15 protein-coding genes and 2 tRNA genes are annotated in these 17,260 nt (G+C 57.3%); 7 read left to right on the forward strand and 10 right to left on the reverse strand.

What is annotated here, in order from left to right:
* The first annotated feature begins 123 nt into the window (after nt 1-123).
* On the forward strand, nt 124-906 hold the full coding sequence (locus ACR0D9_RS02375; RefSeq protein ID WP_480476380.1) for a DeoR/GlpR family DNA-binding transcription regulator: 783 nt from the start codon (nt 124-126) through the stop codon (nt 904-906).
* A 65-nt stretch (nt 907-971) separates the two neighbouring features.
* On the opposite strand, the gene ACR0D9_RS02380 is transcribed toward ACR0D9_RS02375, so the two are convergent.
* From ACR0D9_RS02380 to ACR0D9_RS02405, 6 genes are all read right to left on the reverse strand, one after another.
* A tRNA-Glu gene (locus ACR0D9_RS02380) sits at nt 972-1,046 on the reverse strand.
* Between the two features lie 26 nt (nt 1,047-1,072).
* Nucleotides 1,073-1,147 (reverse strand) — tRNA-Glu (locus ACR0D9_RS02385).
* 98 nt (nt 1,148-1,245) lie between these two features.
* Nucleotides 1,246-2,988, reverse strand: coding sequence for a single-stranded-DNA-specific exonuclease RecJ (gene recJ / locus ACR0D9_RS02390; RefSeq protein WP_480537526.1), 1,743 nt, complete (start codon nt 2,986-2,988; stop codon nt 1,246-1,248).
* A 93-nt stretch (nt 2,989-3,081) separates the two neighbouring features.
* The gene (gene glpX / locus ACR0D9_RS02395; RefSeq protein WP_267366140.1) at nt 3,082-4,065 is read right to left on the reverse strand and encodes a class II fructose-bisphosphatase; all 984 of its coding nucleotides are present in this window, start codon (nt 4,063-4,065) and stop codon (nt 3,082-3,084) included.
* 69 nt (nt 4,066-4,134) lie between these two features.
* Complete coding sequence (locus tag ACR0D9_RS02400) at nt 4,135-5,421, reverse strand: homoserine dehydrogenase (RefSeq protein WP_267366139.1); 1,287 nt, start codon at nt 5,419-5,421, stop codon at nt 4,135-4,137.
* 126 nt (nt 5,422-5,547) lie between these two features.
* The gene (locus tag ACR0D9_RS02405; protein WP_480481597.1) at nt 5,548-5,796 is read right to left on the reverse strand and encodes a hypothetical protein; all 249 of its coding nucleotides are present in this window, start codon (nt 5,794-5,796) and stop codon (nt 5,548-5,550) included.
* 102 nt (nt 5,797-5,898) lie between these two features.
* Here ACR0D9_RS02405 and ACR0D9_RS02410 point away from each other — a divergent pair, with 102 nt between their 5' ends.
* Nucleotides 5,899-6,486: a TetR/AcrR family transcriptional regulator gene (locus ACR0D9_RS02410; protein ID WP_267366137.1), complete on the forward strand. Its 588-nt coding sequence runs from the start codon at nt 5,899-5,901 to the stop codon at nt 6,484-6,486.
* Between the two features lie 21 nt (nt 6,487-6,507).
* On the opposite strand, the gene ACR0D9_RS02415 is transcribed toward ACR0D9_RS02410, so the two are convergent.
* Complete coding sequence (locus ACR0D9_RS02415; protein WP_480537527.1) at nt 6,508-7,419, reverse strand: pirin family protein; 912 nt, start codon at nt 7,417-7,419, stop codon at nt 6,508-6,510.
* Nucleotides 7,420-7,576: 157 nt separating this feature from the next.
* On the opposite strand from ACR0D9_RS02415, the gene ACR0D9_RS02420 reads away from it, so the two are divergent.
* Nucleotides 7,577-8,056, forward strand: a complete 480-nt coding sequence (locus ACR0D9_RS02420; protein ID WP_480486079.1) for a hypothetical protein — start codon at nt 7,577-7,579, stop codon at nt 8,054-8,056.
* On the opposite strand, the gene ACR0D9_RS02425 is transcribed toward ACR0D9_RS02420, so the two are convergent.
* From ACR0D9_RS02425 to ACR0D9_RS02435, 3 genes are read right to left on the reverse strand one after another with little or no spacing between them, the layout of a single operon-like run.
* Complete coding sequence (locus ACR0D9_RS02425; RefSeq protein ID WP_480481591.1) at nt 8,018-8,614, reverse strand: TadE/TadG family type IV pilus assembly protein; 597 nt, start codon at nt 8,612-8,614, stop codon at nt 8,018-8,020. The genes ACR0D9_RS02420 and ACR0D9_RS02425 overlap by 39 nt on opposite strands.
* A 4-nt stretch (nt 8,615-8,618) precedes the next feature.
* The gene (locus ACR0D9_RS02430) at nt 8,619-9,149 is read right to left on the reverse strand and encodes a TadE/TadG family type IV pilus assembly protein (RefSeq protein ID WP_480481589.1); all 531 of its coding nucleotides are present in this window, start codon (nt 9,147-9,149) and stop codon (nt 8,619-8,621) included.
* Nucleotides 9,146-10,783 (reverse strand): pilus assembly protein TadG-related protein, encoded by a 1,638-nt coding sequence (locus ACR0D9_RS02435; RefSeq protein WP_480481587.1) that lies wholly within the window; start codon nt 10,781-10,783, stop codon nt 9,146-9,148. The genes ACR0D9_RS02430 and ACR0D9_RS02435 overlap by 4 nt, the downstream gene beginning before the upstream one ends.
* 335 nt (nt 10,784-11,118) lie before the next feature.
* Here ACR0D9_RS02435 and ACR0D9_RS02440 point away from each other — a divergent pair, with 335 nt between their 5' ends.
* From ACR0D9_RS02440 to rpoD, 4 genes are all read left to right on the forward strand, one after another.
* The gene (locus tag ACR0D9_RS02440; protein ID WP_480481585.1) at nt 11,119-12,549 is read left to right on the forward strand and encodes a Glu/Leu/Phe/Val family dehydrogenase; all 1,431 of its coding nucleotides are present in this window, start codon (nt 11,119-11,121) and stop codon (nt 12,547-12,549) included.
* A gap of 119 nt (nt 12,550-12,668) precedes the next feature.
* Nucleotides 12,669-12,965, forward strand: a complete 297-nt coding sequence (locus tag ACR0D9_RS02445) for a hypothetical protein (RefSeq protein WP_267366003.1) — start codon at nt 12,669-12,671, stop codon at nt 12,963-12,965.
* An 80-nt stretch (nt 12,966-13,045) separates the two neighbouring features.
* Nucleotides 13,046-14,995 (forward strand): DNA primase, encoded by a 1,950-nt coding sequence (dnaG, locus tag ACR0D9_RS02450; protein ID WP_480537528.1) that lies wholly within the window; start codon nt 13,046-13,048, stop codon nt 14,993-14,995.
* A 114-nt stretch (nt 14,996-15,109) separates the two neighbouring features.
* Entirely contained in the window at nt 15,110-17,092 is a 1,983-nt protein-coding gene (gene rpoD, locus ACR0D9_RS02455) for an RNA polymerase sigma factor RpoD (protein ID WP_209504318.1), read from the forward strand.
* Nucleotides 17,093-17,260: the final 168 nt, after the last annotated feature.

Raw genomic sequence — 17,260 nt, forward strand, 5'->3', positions numbered from 1 at the left:
CTCAGTGCTCACATGGCACCAATCCGTTCCGACAAAAGGCCAGTTGTGGCAATGCGGATGTAGCACTGCCTTGCCGTTCACGGTATTCCGTGTCCATATAAAGAAAATCTCCGGAGCCGGTTCGTGAAGAAGAATACCCTCAACACCCATCGTGAGCTGGAATTGCTTGATGCCCTCAGACGTTTGGGTGGAACGGCCCGGAATTCGGATTTGGCGAATATGCTCGGCGTATCCGAAGAGACGGTGCGCCGAACGATCAAAGCCTTGTCAAAGGCGGGTACGGTCGAACGCGTTCATGGCGGAGCTTACCTTGCCGGAGTGCAGGGCGCCCCCAACTTCTTTCACCGGATATCACAAGACGCGGATGAAAAGCGTTTGATCGCCGGGCATACCGCGAAACTGGTTCGCGATCAGATGACCGTTTTCCTGGATGTGGGATCGACAACCGCCTTCGTCGCGGAAGAGCTGCGACAGGTCAGCAACCTCACGGTAGTCAGCAACTCCATCGGTGTCGTTCAGACCTTGGCCGGGGTCAACGGAAACCGGGTGCACCTTTTGGGGGGTGAGTTGCAGATCGATGAAAGGGGGACGTTTGGTCACGTCACCCACAAGCAGCTGCAACGCTATGCTTTTGACATCGTGATCCTGAGCACGGACGCGATTTCCGACAGCAAAGGGTTTCTCTACCACAGCGCGGTCGAAGCGGATCTTGCATCGGTGGTGGTCAGGTGTGCGGACCAGGTTGTCATGGCTGCAGCACATTCCAAGTTTGGTGAAAGGGCACCTTATGTGGGGCCGGATCCTCGGCTGGTGCATTCGCTGGTCACGGATGCTGTGCCAAAGGGTGGGGTGGCCAGATTCCTTGACCGTTGGGGCATCGAAATTCAGATCGCTGATGACAGCTAGGTTGCTGTTTCCAGACGCGGCCCGGATGATCTTGCTGCTTTGGGATGGAAGAAGCTAAGGAAGAGTGGCAGCCCGTAGGGGAATCGAACCCCTCTTTCCAGGTTGAAAACCTGGCGTCCTAACCGATAGACGAACGGGCCACTTGGTATCAGGTCACAAGCGCAAATGGCAGCCCGTAGGGGAATCGAACCCCTCTTTCCAGGTTGAAAACCTGGCGTCCTAACCGATAGACGAACGGGCCACGCTGGCTTGTGGAGGGCCTTTTACGGTTTCGCCGTGACCCCCGCAAGCGTAAAAACGCAGGGACGGGAAAGTTTTTTAACGCACCAAAGCCGCGTGTTAACGGGCTTCCGCCGCGTCCTCCAGCCTGAGCTGCACAGATTGGCGACCGCCCCAGGTGTTGACCTCTAGCCGACCCGCAAAATGAAAGCGTGCACCGCCGTGATTTGACAGTTTTTCGCCCATCGGCCCGTCAAAAGCACCAAAGGCAATCGCATCCAGCCCGCCGCCCATTCCATCGGTCAGCGACAGTTTCAGATGCGATTCACCGACCCGCTTGGCAAAGCGAACCTGCAGGTCAGGCAACGCATAGCGCGGGGCCGGGGCACCGGCGCCAAACGGTCCGGCCTGTTCGATCTGCTCGATCAGTTCCACGGTTGCCGCGCCGGGCATCAACGCGCCATCCAATTTCAGATCCGCAGGTCCACCCTGGCTCGCCCCTTGTCTGGCCAGCAACTCGCTCAGGCGTTCCATTGCGGGTTCCAACTGATTGCGCATGACGGTCAAACCTGCGGCCATCTTGTGGCCACCTCCTTTGACCAGCAACCCTTCGGCCGCCAGACGCTGGATCGAAGCCCCAAGATCGACGCCGGAAACCGAGCGGCCCGAACCCTTGCCCTCATCCCCGTCAAAGCCAATCACAATCGCCGGTCGATCGGCTGTCTCCTTCAGCCGAGAGGCCACGATACCGACGACACCGGGGTGCCAGCCTTCGCCTGCCGCCCAGACCAAAGGGGCGTCCAAGCCACGCGCCTCGGCTTGCTCCAGCGCGGCGGCACGTACCGTGTTTTCAATGTCACGGCGCTCGGTGTTCAAGGCATCCAGACGTTCGGACAACGCCTGCGCCTCATGCAGAGAATCGGTGCTCAGCAAGCGCGCACCCAGATCGGCCTGACCGATCCGTCCACCGGCATTCACGCGGGGCCCAAGCAGAAATCCCAGATGATAACTGTTCGGCGCGGTATCCATGCGCGAGATATCGGACAGCGCGACAAGGCCGGGGCGCTGCCGCTGTGCCATCACTTTCAGCCCCTGTCGCACCAGGGCGCGGTTGGCCTCGATCAGTGGTGCCACATCGGCAACGGTCGCCAGGGCCACCAGATCCAGAAGGGCCATCAGGTCCGGTCCCCTTGCGCCCGCGTCACGCAGCTGCCGACCGGCTTCGACCAGCATCAGAAACACAACGCCCGCCGCGCAAAGATAACCAAGATCGCCGCTTTCATCCTGTCGGTTTGGGTTCACCACTGCGACGCAATCGGGCAGCGTCTCGCCCCCCAGATGGTGGTCCAGAACGATCACATCCGCCCCCGTCGCCGCCGCAATCGGATCATGGCTGAGCGTGCCGCAATCAACGCAGATGATCAGATCATGCGTAGCCGCAAGCTCCTGCATCGCGGGAACGTTGGGGCCATACCCTTCGTCGATCCGGTCCGGCACATAAAGCGTCGCCTGCACGCCCATCTGCCGCAGCCAGACCAGCAGCAACGCGGCAGAGCTGCCGCCATCGACATCGTAATCCGCAAACACCGCAATTTTCTGGCGATTGCGGACGGCTTCCAGAAAGCGCGTGGCAGCAACTTCCATATCCTTGATGGCCCGCGGATCAGGCAGCAATTCCTTCAGCTTTGGGTCAAGAAAGCCGGGCGCCTCCGATACGGGCACGCCGCGCCGGGCCAGAACCTGGCAAACGGCACGGGGCAGGTCGGTTTGTTGCGCCATCATCTCGGCCGCCCGCTCAATCTCCGGGCTGGGTCCAACCCAAAGCCGTCCCGTCAGTGATTGCTCGACTCCAAGAAAACTCATTGCTCGCCTCTCATGCGCCAAGGCCGGACCCTTGCGGACCCGGCCTCTTCACCTTTTCAGAAATACTCTCGCCGAAGGCAACGGCGCAAGCCGTTATGTGTTGTCATGCGGCCATGTCGGCGTGCGGTAGGACATGCGGCGCACCGACCCGGTCTTGGACCGCATCAGCAGCGTCGTGGTTTCCACCCAGCCGGGCTCGCGCTTGATCCGGGGCAGCAAAGAGCCACCGGTCACGCCGGTGGCGGCAAAGATCACATCCGCCGTCACCATCTCATCGCGTGCATAAACACGGTCCAGATCGGTGATGCCTGCCTTTGCGGCCCGGCCACGTTCGTCATCGTTACGGAACAACAGGCGACCAAAGATCTGCCCTCCCATACATTTCAGCGCAGCGGCGGCCAGCACACCCTCGGGCGCGCCACCCTGACCCATATACATGTCGATGCCGGTTACTTCGCTTTCAGCGCAATGCATGACACCCGCCACGTCACCATCAGTGATCAGACGGATCGCGGCACCGGTTTCGCGCACTTCGGCAATCATCGCTTCGTGGCGCGGGCGTTCCAGAATGCAGACGGTGATGTCAGCGGCTTTACATCCCTTGGCCTTGGCCAGCGCTTCGACACGCTCGCGTGGCGACATGTCCAGGTTGACGACACCTTCAGGCAGCCCCGGGCCAACCGCCAGTTTGTCCATATACACATCCGGCGCGTGCAGCATCGAGCCGCGCGGGCCCATGGCGATGACGGTCAGTGCGTTCGGCATGTCCTTGGCAGTCAGCGTGGTGCCTTCCAGCGGATCCAGTGCAATATCCACACCGGGGCCATTGCCGGTGCCAACCTCTTCGCCGATATACAGCATCGGCGCCTCATCGCGCTCGCCTTCACCGATGACAACGACACCTGCGATATCCAGCAGGTTCAGCTGTTCGCGCATTGCGTTCACAGCGGCCTGATCCGCGGCTTTCTCATCGCCCCGGCCTACCAGCGAAGCCGAGGCCAGTGCAGCCTGTTCCGCCACCCTGGCCAGCCCCAGAGACAGCAGGCGGTCATTGAAATCGGTCTTGGCAGCACTCATGTTTCTGTATCCTCTGGTCAGTATAGCCGTGTCTTCCGGCATAGCTTGCGTTTCATGCAGGCCGCAAGGTCAAACCGCTTCAATCCGCAATGCAACTGGGTCGCCTGCAACCACATCGGTTTCGCGGAAACCCTCCAATGCGACGTCCAGCGCCGTTCGGGTGGTCTTATGGGTGACGATCAGCACAGGCGCTGTGCTTTCGGCATGTGCATATTGGCGCATCCGGTCGATTGACACCCCGGCATTGCCCAGAATGGCCGCAACCTTGGCCAATGCACCAGGTTTATCCAGCAGGCCCAGCCGCAGATAATACGGCGCAGGTCGACCGGTGACGGCGGGAACTGCGGTTTCAAGCGTGGTGGCTGGGCGGCCAAAGGTCGGGATCTGCAATCCACGCGCCAGATCGCAGACATCGCCCATCACAGCGCTGGCTGTCGGACCTTCGCCTGCGCCGGGGCCGCGCAGAACAACCTGCTCAACCGCGTCGCCTTCGATCACGACCATATTGGTGCCGCCTTCCAGCTGGCCCAGTGGCGAGTCGCTGGGTACCAGGCAAGGCTGCATGCGTTGCTCCAGCCCGCGCGCGGTGCGCTGCGCCACGCCAAGCAATTTAATGCGAAAGCCCATGTCTTCGGCCTGATCAATGTCGTCCAGGCTGATCTGCTGAATACCCTCAATCTCGATCCCGTCGAAATTCGGCTTGGTCCCAAACGCAATCGAGGATAGCAGAGCCAGCTTGTGCGCAGCGTCGATACCTCCGACATCCAGATTGGGGTCGGCCTCAAGGTATCCCAATTCGGCGCATTCATCGAAAAGGGCATTGTAGCCCTGACGCTGCGATTGCATCCGGGTAAGGATGTAGTTGCACGTTCCGTTCATGACACCCATCACGCGGGTGATCTCGTTGCCCGCCAGACCTTCGGTCAGGGACTTGATCACCGGGATACCACCAGCGACAGCGGCCTCAAACCGGATCACACGACCGGCGGCCTCGGCCTTTTCAGCCAGTTCCTGCCCGTGGATGGCCAGCAACGCCTTGTTGGCGGTGACCACATCCTTGCCACTGGCCAATGCTGCTTCGACCGAGGCTTTGGCAGGACCGTTCTCGCCACCCATCAATTCGACGTAAACGTCTATGTCGTCGCGTTTTGCCAGTGCAACCGGATCGGTTTCCCAGGCATAATCCGACAGATTCACGCCACGGTCCTTGTTCGGGTCGCGCGCGGATACAGCCACGATTTCAATCGAACGGCCTGTGCGGGCCTGCAACAATTCTGCATGGCGGCGGACGATCTTGACGACACCCACGCCGACCGTTCCCAAGCCCGCAATTCCCAGCCGCAGTGCCTGTGTCATGTCGTGGGTCCTTTTCCGCTCGAATTTTTCTGGTGTCGGATGCTAGTCCAATCAGCGCTGCCTTAGCGGGTTCAGGCCAAGGGTGCAATCCGTCACCGGGGGATAGTGGGGGTGATTTATGACGCGTCAGTTGGTTTGCGCGTTTTGTAGCGCCTGCGCCTTTTGGGCTAAAGCATTGCTGCGTTGGGTCAGATCGTCTTCGACTGCTGCTGCCTGATGGATCGGGTCCACCGGTGGCCCTAAGGTTTCCTGCAACGGAATAAGGCGCGGGTAGGGGGCGGATCTGACTGCAGCCGGTTCGCTGCCTTCCAACTCGGGAATGTCCGCACAGGCGGCGCAAAATAGAATAAGGGGCAAAACAGGCAGCAGTTTCATGTCGCAGGCTTTTCGGTCTTTGTTGCCCCATCGTGATGCACGTTTTGACGACATCGTTCAAGCGGGGTTCTATATGAACATCTGTTCATATACTGTAGACCCATGGCACGCACTCAAGGCTCACATTCCGACATAACCGGCCCACGTATCCGCAAGGCCGCGCTGCACCTGTTTGCGCGCTATGGGTATGCCGCTGTCTCGATGCGGCAGATCGCAAAAGAGGTCGGCGTACAGGCAGGCGCGCTTTATAACTATACGCCCGACAAACAGAGCCTTTTGCACCGGTTGATGCGCGAACACATGCAGGACCTGCTTGAGGCGCTTGATGCAATGGGCCGTTGCGACGATGCTGAAGACGCCTTGCGCCAGTTTATCGGCTTTCACATCCGCTTCCATTTGCAGCGCCCGGACGAAGTTTTCATCGCCTATATGGAGTTGCGCAATCTTTCGCCCGAAAACTTTGCTGAAATTGAAGACTTGCGGCGCCAATACGAAAACGTGCTGGAAAGCATCCTGGATTCAGGGCAGCAGGCCGGACAATTCGCAATTTCGGACACGAAGATTGCAACGCTGGCCGTGATTGCCATGCTTAACGGCGTGATGACCTGGTACCGTTCGGGCGGTCGCCTGTCACTGGACGAAGTCGAAGAGATCTATTGGAACATGGTGCACAAGGCCGTGACGGCCTGACAGGGTCAAACCGTCACGCTGTTAGTGCGCGGGGTGAATGAACGTGCCATTGCGCAGCTCGCGAAATGCCTGTTCCAGTTCGGCCCGCGTGTTCATCACGATGGGGCCATGCCACGCGACGGGTTCGTTGATCGGAGCCCCAGAGATCAGCAGGAACCGCACACCTTGGGGGCCAGCCTGAACGGTGATTTCATCGCCCGTGCCAAAACGGACAAGCGTGCGATCCCCTGACATGTCGCGGATATTGACCTCTTGCCCGGCGATTTCCTTTTCCAACAGCACACCTGTCGGCTGCGAGGCATCGGCAAAGGCGGCCTGACCCTGAAACACATAGGCGAAGGCACGGCGGTACGTATCGATCCGGAGGGTTTTCTTCACACCTGCCGGGACAGAGATATCCAGATACTGCGGGTCAGCAGCTATCCCGTCAACGGGTCCGGTCTTACCCCAGAACTCACCTACGATCACCCGCACTGTGGTGCCATCGTTATCGGTGATTTCGGGGATGTCCTTGCTTTGAACGTCCTGATAGCGCGGGGCGGTCATCTTCTGATCCGAGGGCAGGTTGCCCCACAACTGGAAGCCGTGCATCTGGCCCGAGATGTTGCCGCTTGGCATTTCCTGATGCAAGATACCGGATCCTGCGGTCATCCATTGCACATCACCGGCGCCAAGCGTGCCGGTGTTACCCAGCGAATCCGAATGCTCGACTGAGCCGGTCAGAACGTAAGTGATCGTTTCAATTCCCCGGTGCGGGTGCCAGGGAAACCCGGCCTGGTAATCCTGCGGGCGTTCATTTCTGAAATCATCGAACAGCAGAAAAGGATCCAGTTCGGACGGATCCTGAAACCCGAATGCACGGTGAAGTTTGACACCAGCCCCTTCCATTGTGGGGATGGCTTTGCGTGTTTCCAACGTCGGTCTAAGGGACATGTTCGCCTCCGTTTCATCCGGGCAGCATGTAATCTCTGCGCCACGGCAGTCAATTCGCATGAAATAACCGGACCTGTGCGAAATTGTTTTGCGGCCAAGCCTCTGTTGTTTCCGGCGCAAAATGGCTAGATCGAAGCGGATCAGACAGGAGACATCCATGCAGGACGACGTGTTGGCAACGATTCAGGCCTCATCCCCCAGACGATGGACCGGGGTAGGGATGCTGACAACGGTTGGAATGCTGGTTACCTATGTCGCGCTGGCATCGCCACCCGCACCGGTTTGGCAGGTGTTTCTGTTTTTCGTTGGCGGTGCATCGCTTTGGCTGGCGCTTCGCGTTTGGCGCGCCACAGAAGACTGTATCGAACTGACGCGGACCGAGTTGCGAACGGGGTCGGGTCAGATCATCGCAGAAGTGGCCGACATTGAAACGGTAGATCGGGGTGTGTTCGCCTTCAAACCGTCAAACGGCTTTCTGGTCCGTACGCGAAACAAGGCGGCGAACCGCTGGGCTCCGGGATTGTGGTGGCGGGTTGGTCACCGGGTTGGCGTGGGCGGCATGACATCTGCCGCCGAAGCCAAGTTCATGTCCGAAATTCTATCCGCTATTTGTGCAGACGAACGGGGTCTGGGTTAAGTTACAAGCAACTTCGTTTGTAAAGCGGGGACGGGTAAAGATGAAGTTCTCAAAGGTGATACCTGTCGCAAAATCCCAGCCCGGTCGGAACGTGGGGATGTATTCATTGGACGTTTCAACCAGAATAACGGTGTCCTGATTGGGCATTGGCGGCAGGCGGTCTTCGATTTCATCGATCCTGTTGTCATCCCATTCCTGATCAAAGCCGCGTACGGTCGACCAGCGCACATAATGGCGTTTATCGTCCTCATCGTAAACGATAAGAGAAACCCGCATTTTCACGTCTGACCGGTTATTGATCATCTTGCCCGCCAAATCGTGCAACGAGTCGATATACACATCGGTCACGGCCTGCGTTTCACGCGAAATCAGGTCGCTGATCGTATAAGCTGCCTTCAGATTGGATGCGCTTTGACGAAACCCCTCGAATGCTGTGAACGTGAACGTAATCGTCCATAACATCAGCGGAAAAATCATGAGGGCTTCTACGGTCAGAATGCCACTTTCGTCTTTCTTGAAGACTTTGAAGCGCTTCTTCAGGTTTCGGAATACAGACATGATCTTACAGTGGCTCCTGTACGAATGCTGTTGTTGCGGTCACCGCGTAGTGACCGGTAGCGTCCGGGACAAGCTTGGCAATGGCTGAGGTCTCAAGAACCGGATCTATGCGCAAACAGGCCCGCAAGATCATCAACTCGTTGGATTGCCCGCTTTTGAAATCCAGAACCGGTTTGGGATCTTCGGAACTGTCCGTGCAGGGGATGCTGTCTGAAAGCACGATACCAGCGAACGCGTCCTGCTTGACCATTTGCAGTCGCAAATTCCCTGTACAATCCTTGATTCCGGACACTTCGCAAATCCGATTTCTGATTACGTCGTGATCCCAGTTCGTACCGGTGCCCAGCCGAATATCCCTTACGATCAGGTCCACCCCACGCTCCAAAGCAGCATGCCGCATCGTGATGATGGACAGTTCGGCTCCTGCCACGAGAAGCGCCAGGAAGAAGGGTACGAGCATGATGAACTCGATTGTCGCATTGCCTGCCTCGGATTGTCGAAATAGGCGGAGCATCGACAGCTTTCTGCTGATCATTGGGTTAGCCTCAGCTTGCGGATCGACGATGCGATGGATTCAAAGGCTTTCTCAAGGTTCAGGCCACTTACGTCATAGACGTGGCTGTCAGAGCTGGCACAGTCTTTGAGGGTCCTGTACCCGCTTCTGGGCGCCTCGAACGCGATACCGTAAACGATGATGCCCTGATCCTTGGCCGCATCACAAATGTGCTTGGTGCGCTGGTTCTTGGCCGACGTTTCAACTTTCGCGTAGGCCTTTGAATACCATTCCGCCCAACCGCTGGACTGCCAGTAATAGTTGTACCGTGCGTTCCATGCCAATGATACTCGGTTAAACAGTTCAGGATATGACAACCGAACGGCTGTTCCAGGTTCTTCGTTCAGCTGCGTCTCAGGTTCCGGGTTTCCGTAGGGATGATCCGCCCAAACGTCTTGCTGAGGCCAGAAAAAATTCGGACGACCCTGAGAATGGTACACGGTGTATTCATCAGCTTCCGGGTTGTACCAAACGTCTGACATACCTTCGCGCAGCGATGGGTTAAGCATGTATTGATCGGTGTTCTGACCATCGGTCATAACAATGGCGATCTTCAGAACGTCGGTGCCATAGTCCGAGGGACGGACCGAGAATTTTGATGGCACAATTGTTGTACCTGCATAGGATGGATCCTGTTCCAGCGACAGGTCGCGAACAATTCCGCGCATGCTCGGGTCCAGCAGGGCAGTTCCCCACTTCATCCCAATATCGATCGACGTGTTCCCACCGGGGGTGAGGGACGCAATCTGAGCAAGCAGTTTGTTCATATTGTCGGTGACAGGGGTGATTGCACTTCCTGCGCGGACCGGACAAACGGGCAGGTCGATTGACCCTTCAGAATAGGTGAAAGGATCGAAATGGGCGGTGCGCTCCAACGTGTCATCGCGTTCCAGATCAGAATCGCTGTACTGTTCCGGAATGAAGTTTACGCAGTGCGAATAGCTGTGCTCCTGCGTGACATTTGTGAACTTGTCCAGGATTGGCGCACCCGCGTTGACCTGCGTTGCATAAGGAACAATCGAGATTGAAATCTGTGTTTCGTCAGGTTTGTCCAGCATGAGCCTTACAAATTCCGACGCAGCTTCTCTCAACACTGCGATTTTTGTTTTCGATGGTGTGGCAGACGAGCGCGACATAGAGCCGGAAATGTCGAGAACCAACGAGATTTCTACAGCGCCAATGGATTCTTCAGCCGCACTGCTGGCAACAAGGCCCAGTTCAGTGACTTTGCCGAACCTCAGATAGCGGGTCGGAACAACCGCTTCGGCTGTAGCACTTACTTTTTTAGAGCCGAACCCTTCAACAACCGTCGTAATGGCGTTCAGATTGCCCAGCCCGGCCTTGTCCATGTAAGAATCGACAACCGCCTTGGCAGGAAGATCCTGGTCAAGGTCAGCGGCAGCAAGCACAGCGCGGTCCAGGGTGGATTGCAGGCTGGCGCGGTCACGCTCATACTTCATGACATCCATGGCCATGCCGGTAATTGCCAGCATCAGGACCACCATGAACAATACGAAGATAGTGAAGACGCCATCTTCGTTCCGAGCGAACTGCTCTAACTTGAACGTTTTGCGCTTCGGTTTCGAGCCGTCGTTACAAAGCAAGGAATTTAGCATTCTGGTTACTCCGCCTCACACGTCGAATTCGTGCGTCAAAGAAAAAGAGATTTGGGACAAAGTTAATTTTCAAACGTGGCGTGAATTGGGCGAAAAAGGCTTGGTTTTGGCCTTTTTACGTGCCGAAGGGGTATAATTTGGACCGTTTCAGGTGATCTGTCGATGAAATGAAAACAATTCGTTAAGGAGTTGGCCGATCTGAGCGACTCACCCTAGGGCAACTAAGCGTGCGTTCATAAAATGATTAAAAAAAGTGCATTGTTTGATTGCAGCAGGCCGCCAGTGGTGCGACAAAACGTCGTGACGCATCGTCATGTACCGCTACGGAGGATTTTATGACCGGCATCAAAGAACCCAGCTTTCGTGAAAGTGTTGACCTGATGTTCAACAGGGCAGCCGCCCTTATGGAGCTGCCGCCGGGGTTGGAGCAAAAGATCCGTGTCTGCAACGCAACCTACACAGTTCGATTTGGCGTGCGGCTGCGTGGTGAAATCCATACCTTCACTGGTTACAGGTCTGTCCACTCGGAGCATATGGAACCGGTCAAGGGCGGTATTCGATATGCCACTGCGGTTAACCAGGACGAAGTCGAAGCTCTGGCTGCGCTGATGACGTATAAGTGCGCACTTGTCGAAACACCGTTTGGTGGCTCCAAGGGTGGGCTTTGCATTGATCCACGAGAATATGAAGAGCATGAGCTGGAACAGATCACGCGGCGCTTTGCGTATGAGCTTGCAAAGCGAGACCTGATAAACCCATCGCAAAACGTGCCTGCGCCCGATATGGGCACTGGGGAGCGTGAAATGGCTTGGATGGCTGACCAATACGCGCGGATGAACACAACGGACATCAATGCGCGCGCCTGTGTGACAGGAAAGCCGCTGAATGCCGGTGGTATCGCGGGGCGGGTCGAAGCGACTGGGCGCGGTGTTCAATACGCGTTGCGCGAGTTTTTCCGCCACCCTGAAGACATCCAGAAAGCAGGCTTGTCAGGTAAACTGGATGGTAAGCGCATTATCGTGCAGGGGCTTGGTAATGTAGGTTATCACGCTGCAAAGTTCCTCAGCGAGGAAGATGGCGCGCGCATCACCGGAATCATCGAATGGGATGGTGCGCTATTTAATCCCGACGGGATTGACGTCGAAGCCGTGCGTCAGTGGATTGTCAAACATGGCGGCGTAAAAGACTATCCCGACGCGACCCATTCCGCTGAAGGCGCGGCAGTGCTGGAGGCTGAATGCGACATTCTGATCCCGGCGGCTTTGGAAGGTGTCATCAACCTGTCGAACGCCGATCGGATCAAGGCACCGCTGATTATCGAAGCTGCCAATGGTCCGGTAACCGCTGGCGCGGATGAAGTCCTGCGTAAGAAGGGCACAGTGATCATCCCCGACATGTATGCCAACGCAGGCGGTGTGACAGTATCCTATTTCGAATGGGTCAAGAACCTTAGCCATATCCGCTTTGGCCGGATGCAGCGTCGTCAGGAAGAGTCGCGTCACGAACTGATCGTCAGCGAGCTGGAACGGCTGGACCGGTACCTGGGGGATGCGTGGTCGATGTCGCCGGACTTCAAGGCCAAATACCTCAAAGGCGCGGATGAACTTGAGTTGGTGCGCTCGGGTCTCGATGACACAATGCGTATTGCTTATCAGTCGATGCGTGAGGTTTGGCACAGTCGTGATGATGTCGAGGACCTGCGTACGGCGGCTTATATCGTGGCGATTGACCGCGTTGCGAAAAGCTACCGCGCCAAAGGTCTCTGAAACGGACAGGCGGGGTGATCAATTCGCCCCGCCAGCATGTGCTGCGGCTTGAATGTCCCTGACAGCCCGTTAGGTTGACGGGCAATCTACTTCAAAGAAACGAATCTCCGGAGAATTCCATGTTGCGTATCGCTTTTGTCGCGGCTCTGTTGGCCACCCCTTTGGCCGCTCAGGAAACCAAGGAACAAAGCTGCAAGTACCAAGCTGATGTGGTGGCTGCGGTTCAAAAGGCGCGACTGGACCGTGTAAAAGAACGTGACGTTGTACAAGCGGTGGCGGATAGCGGCCCGACATGGCCCGAAAACTACAATGCTGCAATCCCGCTGATCACACCTTGGGTTTATGAGCAAAAGATGCGGGACGTGCGCAAGAAAGACCTGGGCGCGGCGTGGCTTGAACTGTGCCTGCAACAATAATCCACAACTCGGACATTTCCTTGTGGACAACCGCGCGCCATCCCCTTGGCGCGCGTTCCTGTTTCTGTCAGGTTTGACTCATGTCATTGCCCCCCGGATTTCTGGACGAATTGCGCACGCGGCTCAGCCTGTCTCAGGTTGTCGGGCGCAAGGTTATGTGGGATCAACGCAAGTCCAATCAGGGCAAAGGGGACATGTGGGCGCCTTGCCCGTTTCATCACGAAAAGACGGCCTCATTCCATGTCGATGATCAGAAGGGGTTTTATTACTGTTTTGGCTGTCATGCCAAAGGGGACGCGATCAGTTTTGTGAAAGAGACCGAGAATGTCTCGTTCATCGAAGCTGTCGAGATTCTGGCCCGCGAAGCCGGGATGCCGATGCCTGCGCGCGACCCGAAGGCGCAGGAAAAACAGGACCACCGCACACAGCTGGCTGATGTGATGGAACAGGCTGTGCAGTTCTTTCGCCTGCAACTCAAAACCGGGGCAGGAGCCGCCGCACGAGACTACCTCGCGCGCCGCGGGTTGAACGCGCAAGCGCTGGATCGGTGGGAGATTGGATTTGCTCCGGACGATTGGCAGGCGCTGTGGGACCATCTTCGCGGCAAGAACGTGGCCGAGGATCTGATCCTTGGGGCCGGGCTGGCCAAGCCTTCAAACAAAGGCAAAAAGCCCTACGACACCTTCCGCAACCGCATCATGTACCCGATCCGCGACCCGCGCGGACGTTGCATCGCGTTTGGCGGGCGGGCGATGGACCCCAATGACAACGCGAAATACCTGAACTCACCCGAGACCGAGCTGTTCGACAAAGGGCGCAGTCTTTACAATCAAGGCCCGGCTCGACAGGCGGCAGGTAAGGGTCAGCCGCTGATCGTGGCCGAAGGCTATATGGACGTGATCGCGCTGGCCGAAGCAGGTTTTGGCGCGTCGGTTGCCCCATTGGGTACCGCCATAACCGAACATCAGCTGCAACTGCTCTGGCGGATATCGGACGAGCCGATCATTGCGCTGGACGGCGACACAGCAGGTCTGCGCGCTGCGATGCGGGTGGTTGATCTGGCTTTGCCGATGCTCGAAGCTGGAAAGTCGCTGCGGTTTGCCCTGATGCCCGAGGGCAAAGACCCCGACGACCTGCTGCGCGCCGAAGGGGCAGGCGCTGTGAAGGCCGTGCTGGATGGTGCCATTCCGATGGTCAAGCTGCTGTGGCAGCGCGAGACCGACGGCAAGGTGTTCGACAGTCCTGAACGCAAGGCGGCTTTGGACAAGTCCCTGCGCGAGAAAATCAAGCTGATCCGCGACCCATCGATACGGGCGCATTATGGGCAAGAAATCAAGGACCTGCGCTGGCAGTTGTTCCGTCCGCAACGGCAGCCGCAATCCCGGCAATGGCAACCGCGCGGCAAATGGGTGCCGCCAAAACAACCCGCCACGCCCGGCGCGCGGTCCTCGTTTCTGGCCTCGTCCGAGAATGCCGAGATTCAACTGCGCGAAGCGGCCATTCTGGCTATTGCCGCGCTTAACCCCCAAGTCGTCGTGCAGTTCGAACACCAACTGGAAGAGATGGAATGCCGCGATGTTGATCACGCCGCATTGCGAACTGCAATTCTGCGCCACGCGATCGATGACCCGGACAATCTGAAGGACCACATTGCCGAAACTTTAGGGCCTGAGGCCCTTGAAAACCTGCTGGCCCTTCGCCATGTCGCCGTAATCCCCTGTGTGTTCAAACCGGGCGACGTTGAAAAGGCCGAGATGACTCTGGCCGAAGAACTCGCGAAAATCAAAGCGCTCCGGGGGTTGGATGCTGAGATTGCCGAAGCCGCAGAGGAGTTGTCCGATCTGGCCGATGAGGCGCTGACATATCGGCTGGCGCAAGCGGCAGAAGAACGCAACCGGACAAACCGAAGCCAGAATGAAGACAGGGCCATATTCGACATCGCCGACAACGGGGCGCGAATCAACCGCGACGAGAAAGACGCGTTCGAGGCAATCATGTCCGGCATCAAATTCGAGCGGAAACGCCGGTAAAATGGTGTTTTCGTAAGGCACTGGAAAAGAAAAACGGGTAAACGGGTGGCCGAATCACTTCTACGCGCTAATGATTCGGATCAAACGAATCACCCATCCCTGCAGGAGCATTGAATGGCCGCCAAAGACACGACCGAAGATCGCAAATCCGACGAGCAGGACCAGGAAATCTCGCTGGACATGAGCCAGGCCAACGTCAAGAAGATGATCGCCGAGGCCCGCGAGAAAGGTTACATCACCTACGATCAGCTCAATCAGGTTTTGCCGCCCGATCAGGTCAGCTCGGAACAGATCGAAGACGTTATGTCTATGCTGTCCGAGATGGGCATCAACATCATCGAAGATGAAGAGGCTGAAGAAGAAGAGAACAAGGGCTCGACCGAACTGACGACTACCGAAAGCAACCGCGAGGTTGCGTTGGCCGGGGCTGCCACCGAAAAGCTGGACCGCACCGACGACCCCGTTCGCATGTATCTGCGCGAGATGGGTTCGGTCGAACTGCTGAGCCGTGAGGGCGAGATTGCCATCGCCAAGCGGATCGAAGCAGGGCGCAATACCATGATTGCGGGCCTGTGCGAAAGCCCACTGACCTTTCAGGCAATCACCATCTGGCACGACGAATTGCTGTCCGAGGATATTCTGCTGCGGGATGTCATCGATCTGGAAACCACATTCGGCAACCAACTGGACGAAGATGGGGACGCGCCAGTTGTTGACGCGTCGGCGGTGCAGGCTGCGAAACCCGCGAAAGAGGCCGGGCCGGAACTGGATGCCGATGGCAACCCGATCACCAGCGACGACGACGATGACGAAGACGATCAGGCCAACATGTCGCTGGCCGCGATGGAAGCTGCATTGAAGGATCAGGTTCTGACCACGCTGGAGCGGATCTCAACCGATTTCGCGATGCTGTCCGAAATGCAGGACAGCCGCATTTCGGCCACCTTGAACGAGGATGGCACGTTCAGCGAAAAAGACGAAGAGACCTATCAGAAGTTGCGGGCCGAGATTGTGCAATTGGTGAATGGTCTTCACCTGCACAACAACCGGATCGAAGCGCTGATCGACCAACTTTACGGTATCAACCGTCGCGTCATGTCGCTGGACAGTTCGATGGTGAAGCTGGCCGATCAGGCACGGATAAACCGTCGCGAGTTCATCGACGAATACCGCGGGCGTGAACTGGACCCCAACTGGCTGGCCGAAATGGCGGAAAAGCCGGGCCGGGGCTGGCAGATGTTCATCGAACGCTCGACCGCGAAGGTCGAAGAGCTGCGCAACGACATGGCTCAGGTCGGCCAATATGTAGGTCTGGACATCAGCGAATTCCGCCGCATCGTTCAGCAGGTCCAGAAGGGCGAAAAAGAGGCGCGGCAGGCCAAGAAGGAAATGGTCGAAGCCAACCTGCGTCTGGTGATCTCGATCGCCAAGAAATACACGAACCGCGGCCTGCAATTCCTTGATCTTATTCAAGAAGGTAACATTGGCCTGATGAAGGCGGTAGACAAGTTCGAATACCGTCGCGGCTATAAGTTCTCGACCTATGCAACGTGGTGGATTCGTCAGGCTATTACGCGTTCAATCGCGGATCAGGCACGCACGATCCGTATTCCGGTTCATATGATCGAAACGATCAACAAGCTGGTCCGGACCGGCCGCCAGATGCTGCACGAGATCGGCCGCGAGCCGACGCCAGAAGAACTGGCCGAAAAGCTGCAAATGCCGCTTGAGAAGGTTCGCAAGGTGATGAAGATCGCCAAAGAGCCGATTTCGCTGGAAACTCCGATTGGTGACGAAGAAGACAGCCAGCTGGGTGATTTCATCGAGGATAAGAATGCCGTACTGCCTTTGGACAGCGCCATTCAGGAGAACCTCAAGGAAACCACGACACGGGTCCTGGCCTCACTCACCCCACGTGAAGAACGTGTGCTGCGGATGCGTTTCGGCATCGGTATGAACACCGACCACACGCTGGAAGAGGTGGGTCAGCAGTTCAGCGTGACCCGCGAACGTATCCGCCAGATCGAAGCGAAGGCGCTGCGGAAGCTGAAGCACCCCAGCCGATCCCGAAAACTTCGGTCCTTCCTGGATCAATAAGTATCAAGGCGCCTCAAACGAGGCGCCTTTTTTCATTCCAGGCGTTCTTCACGATGGCCTGTTCTCCCATCACATTGGCGGGAACGCACAAGGCCCGGACCTTCTGTCTTTCTATATCCGTTCTGTCCACTCATGGGACGGGCCGGGGCGAGGTTTTTCAAGCTGATG

Source organism: Ruegeria sp. AK11, assembly GCF_056541095.1.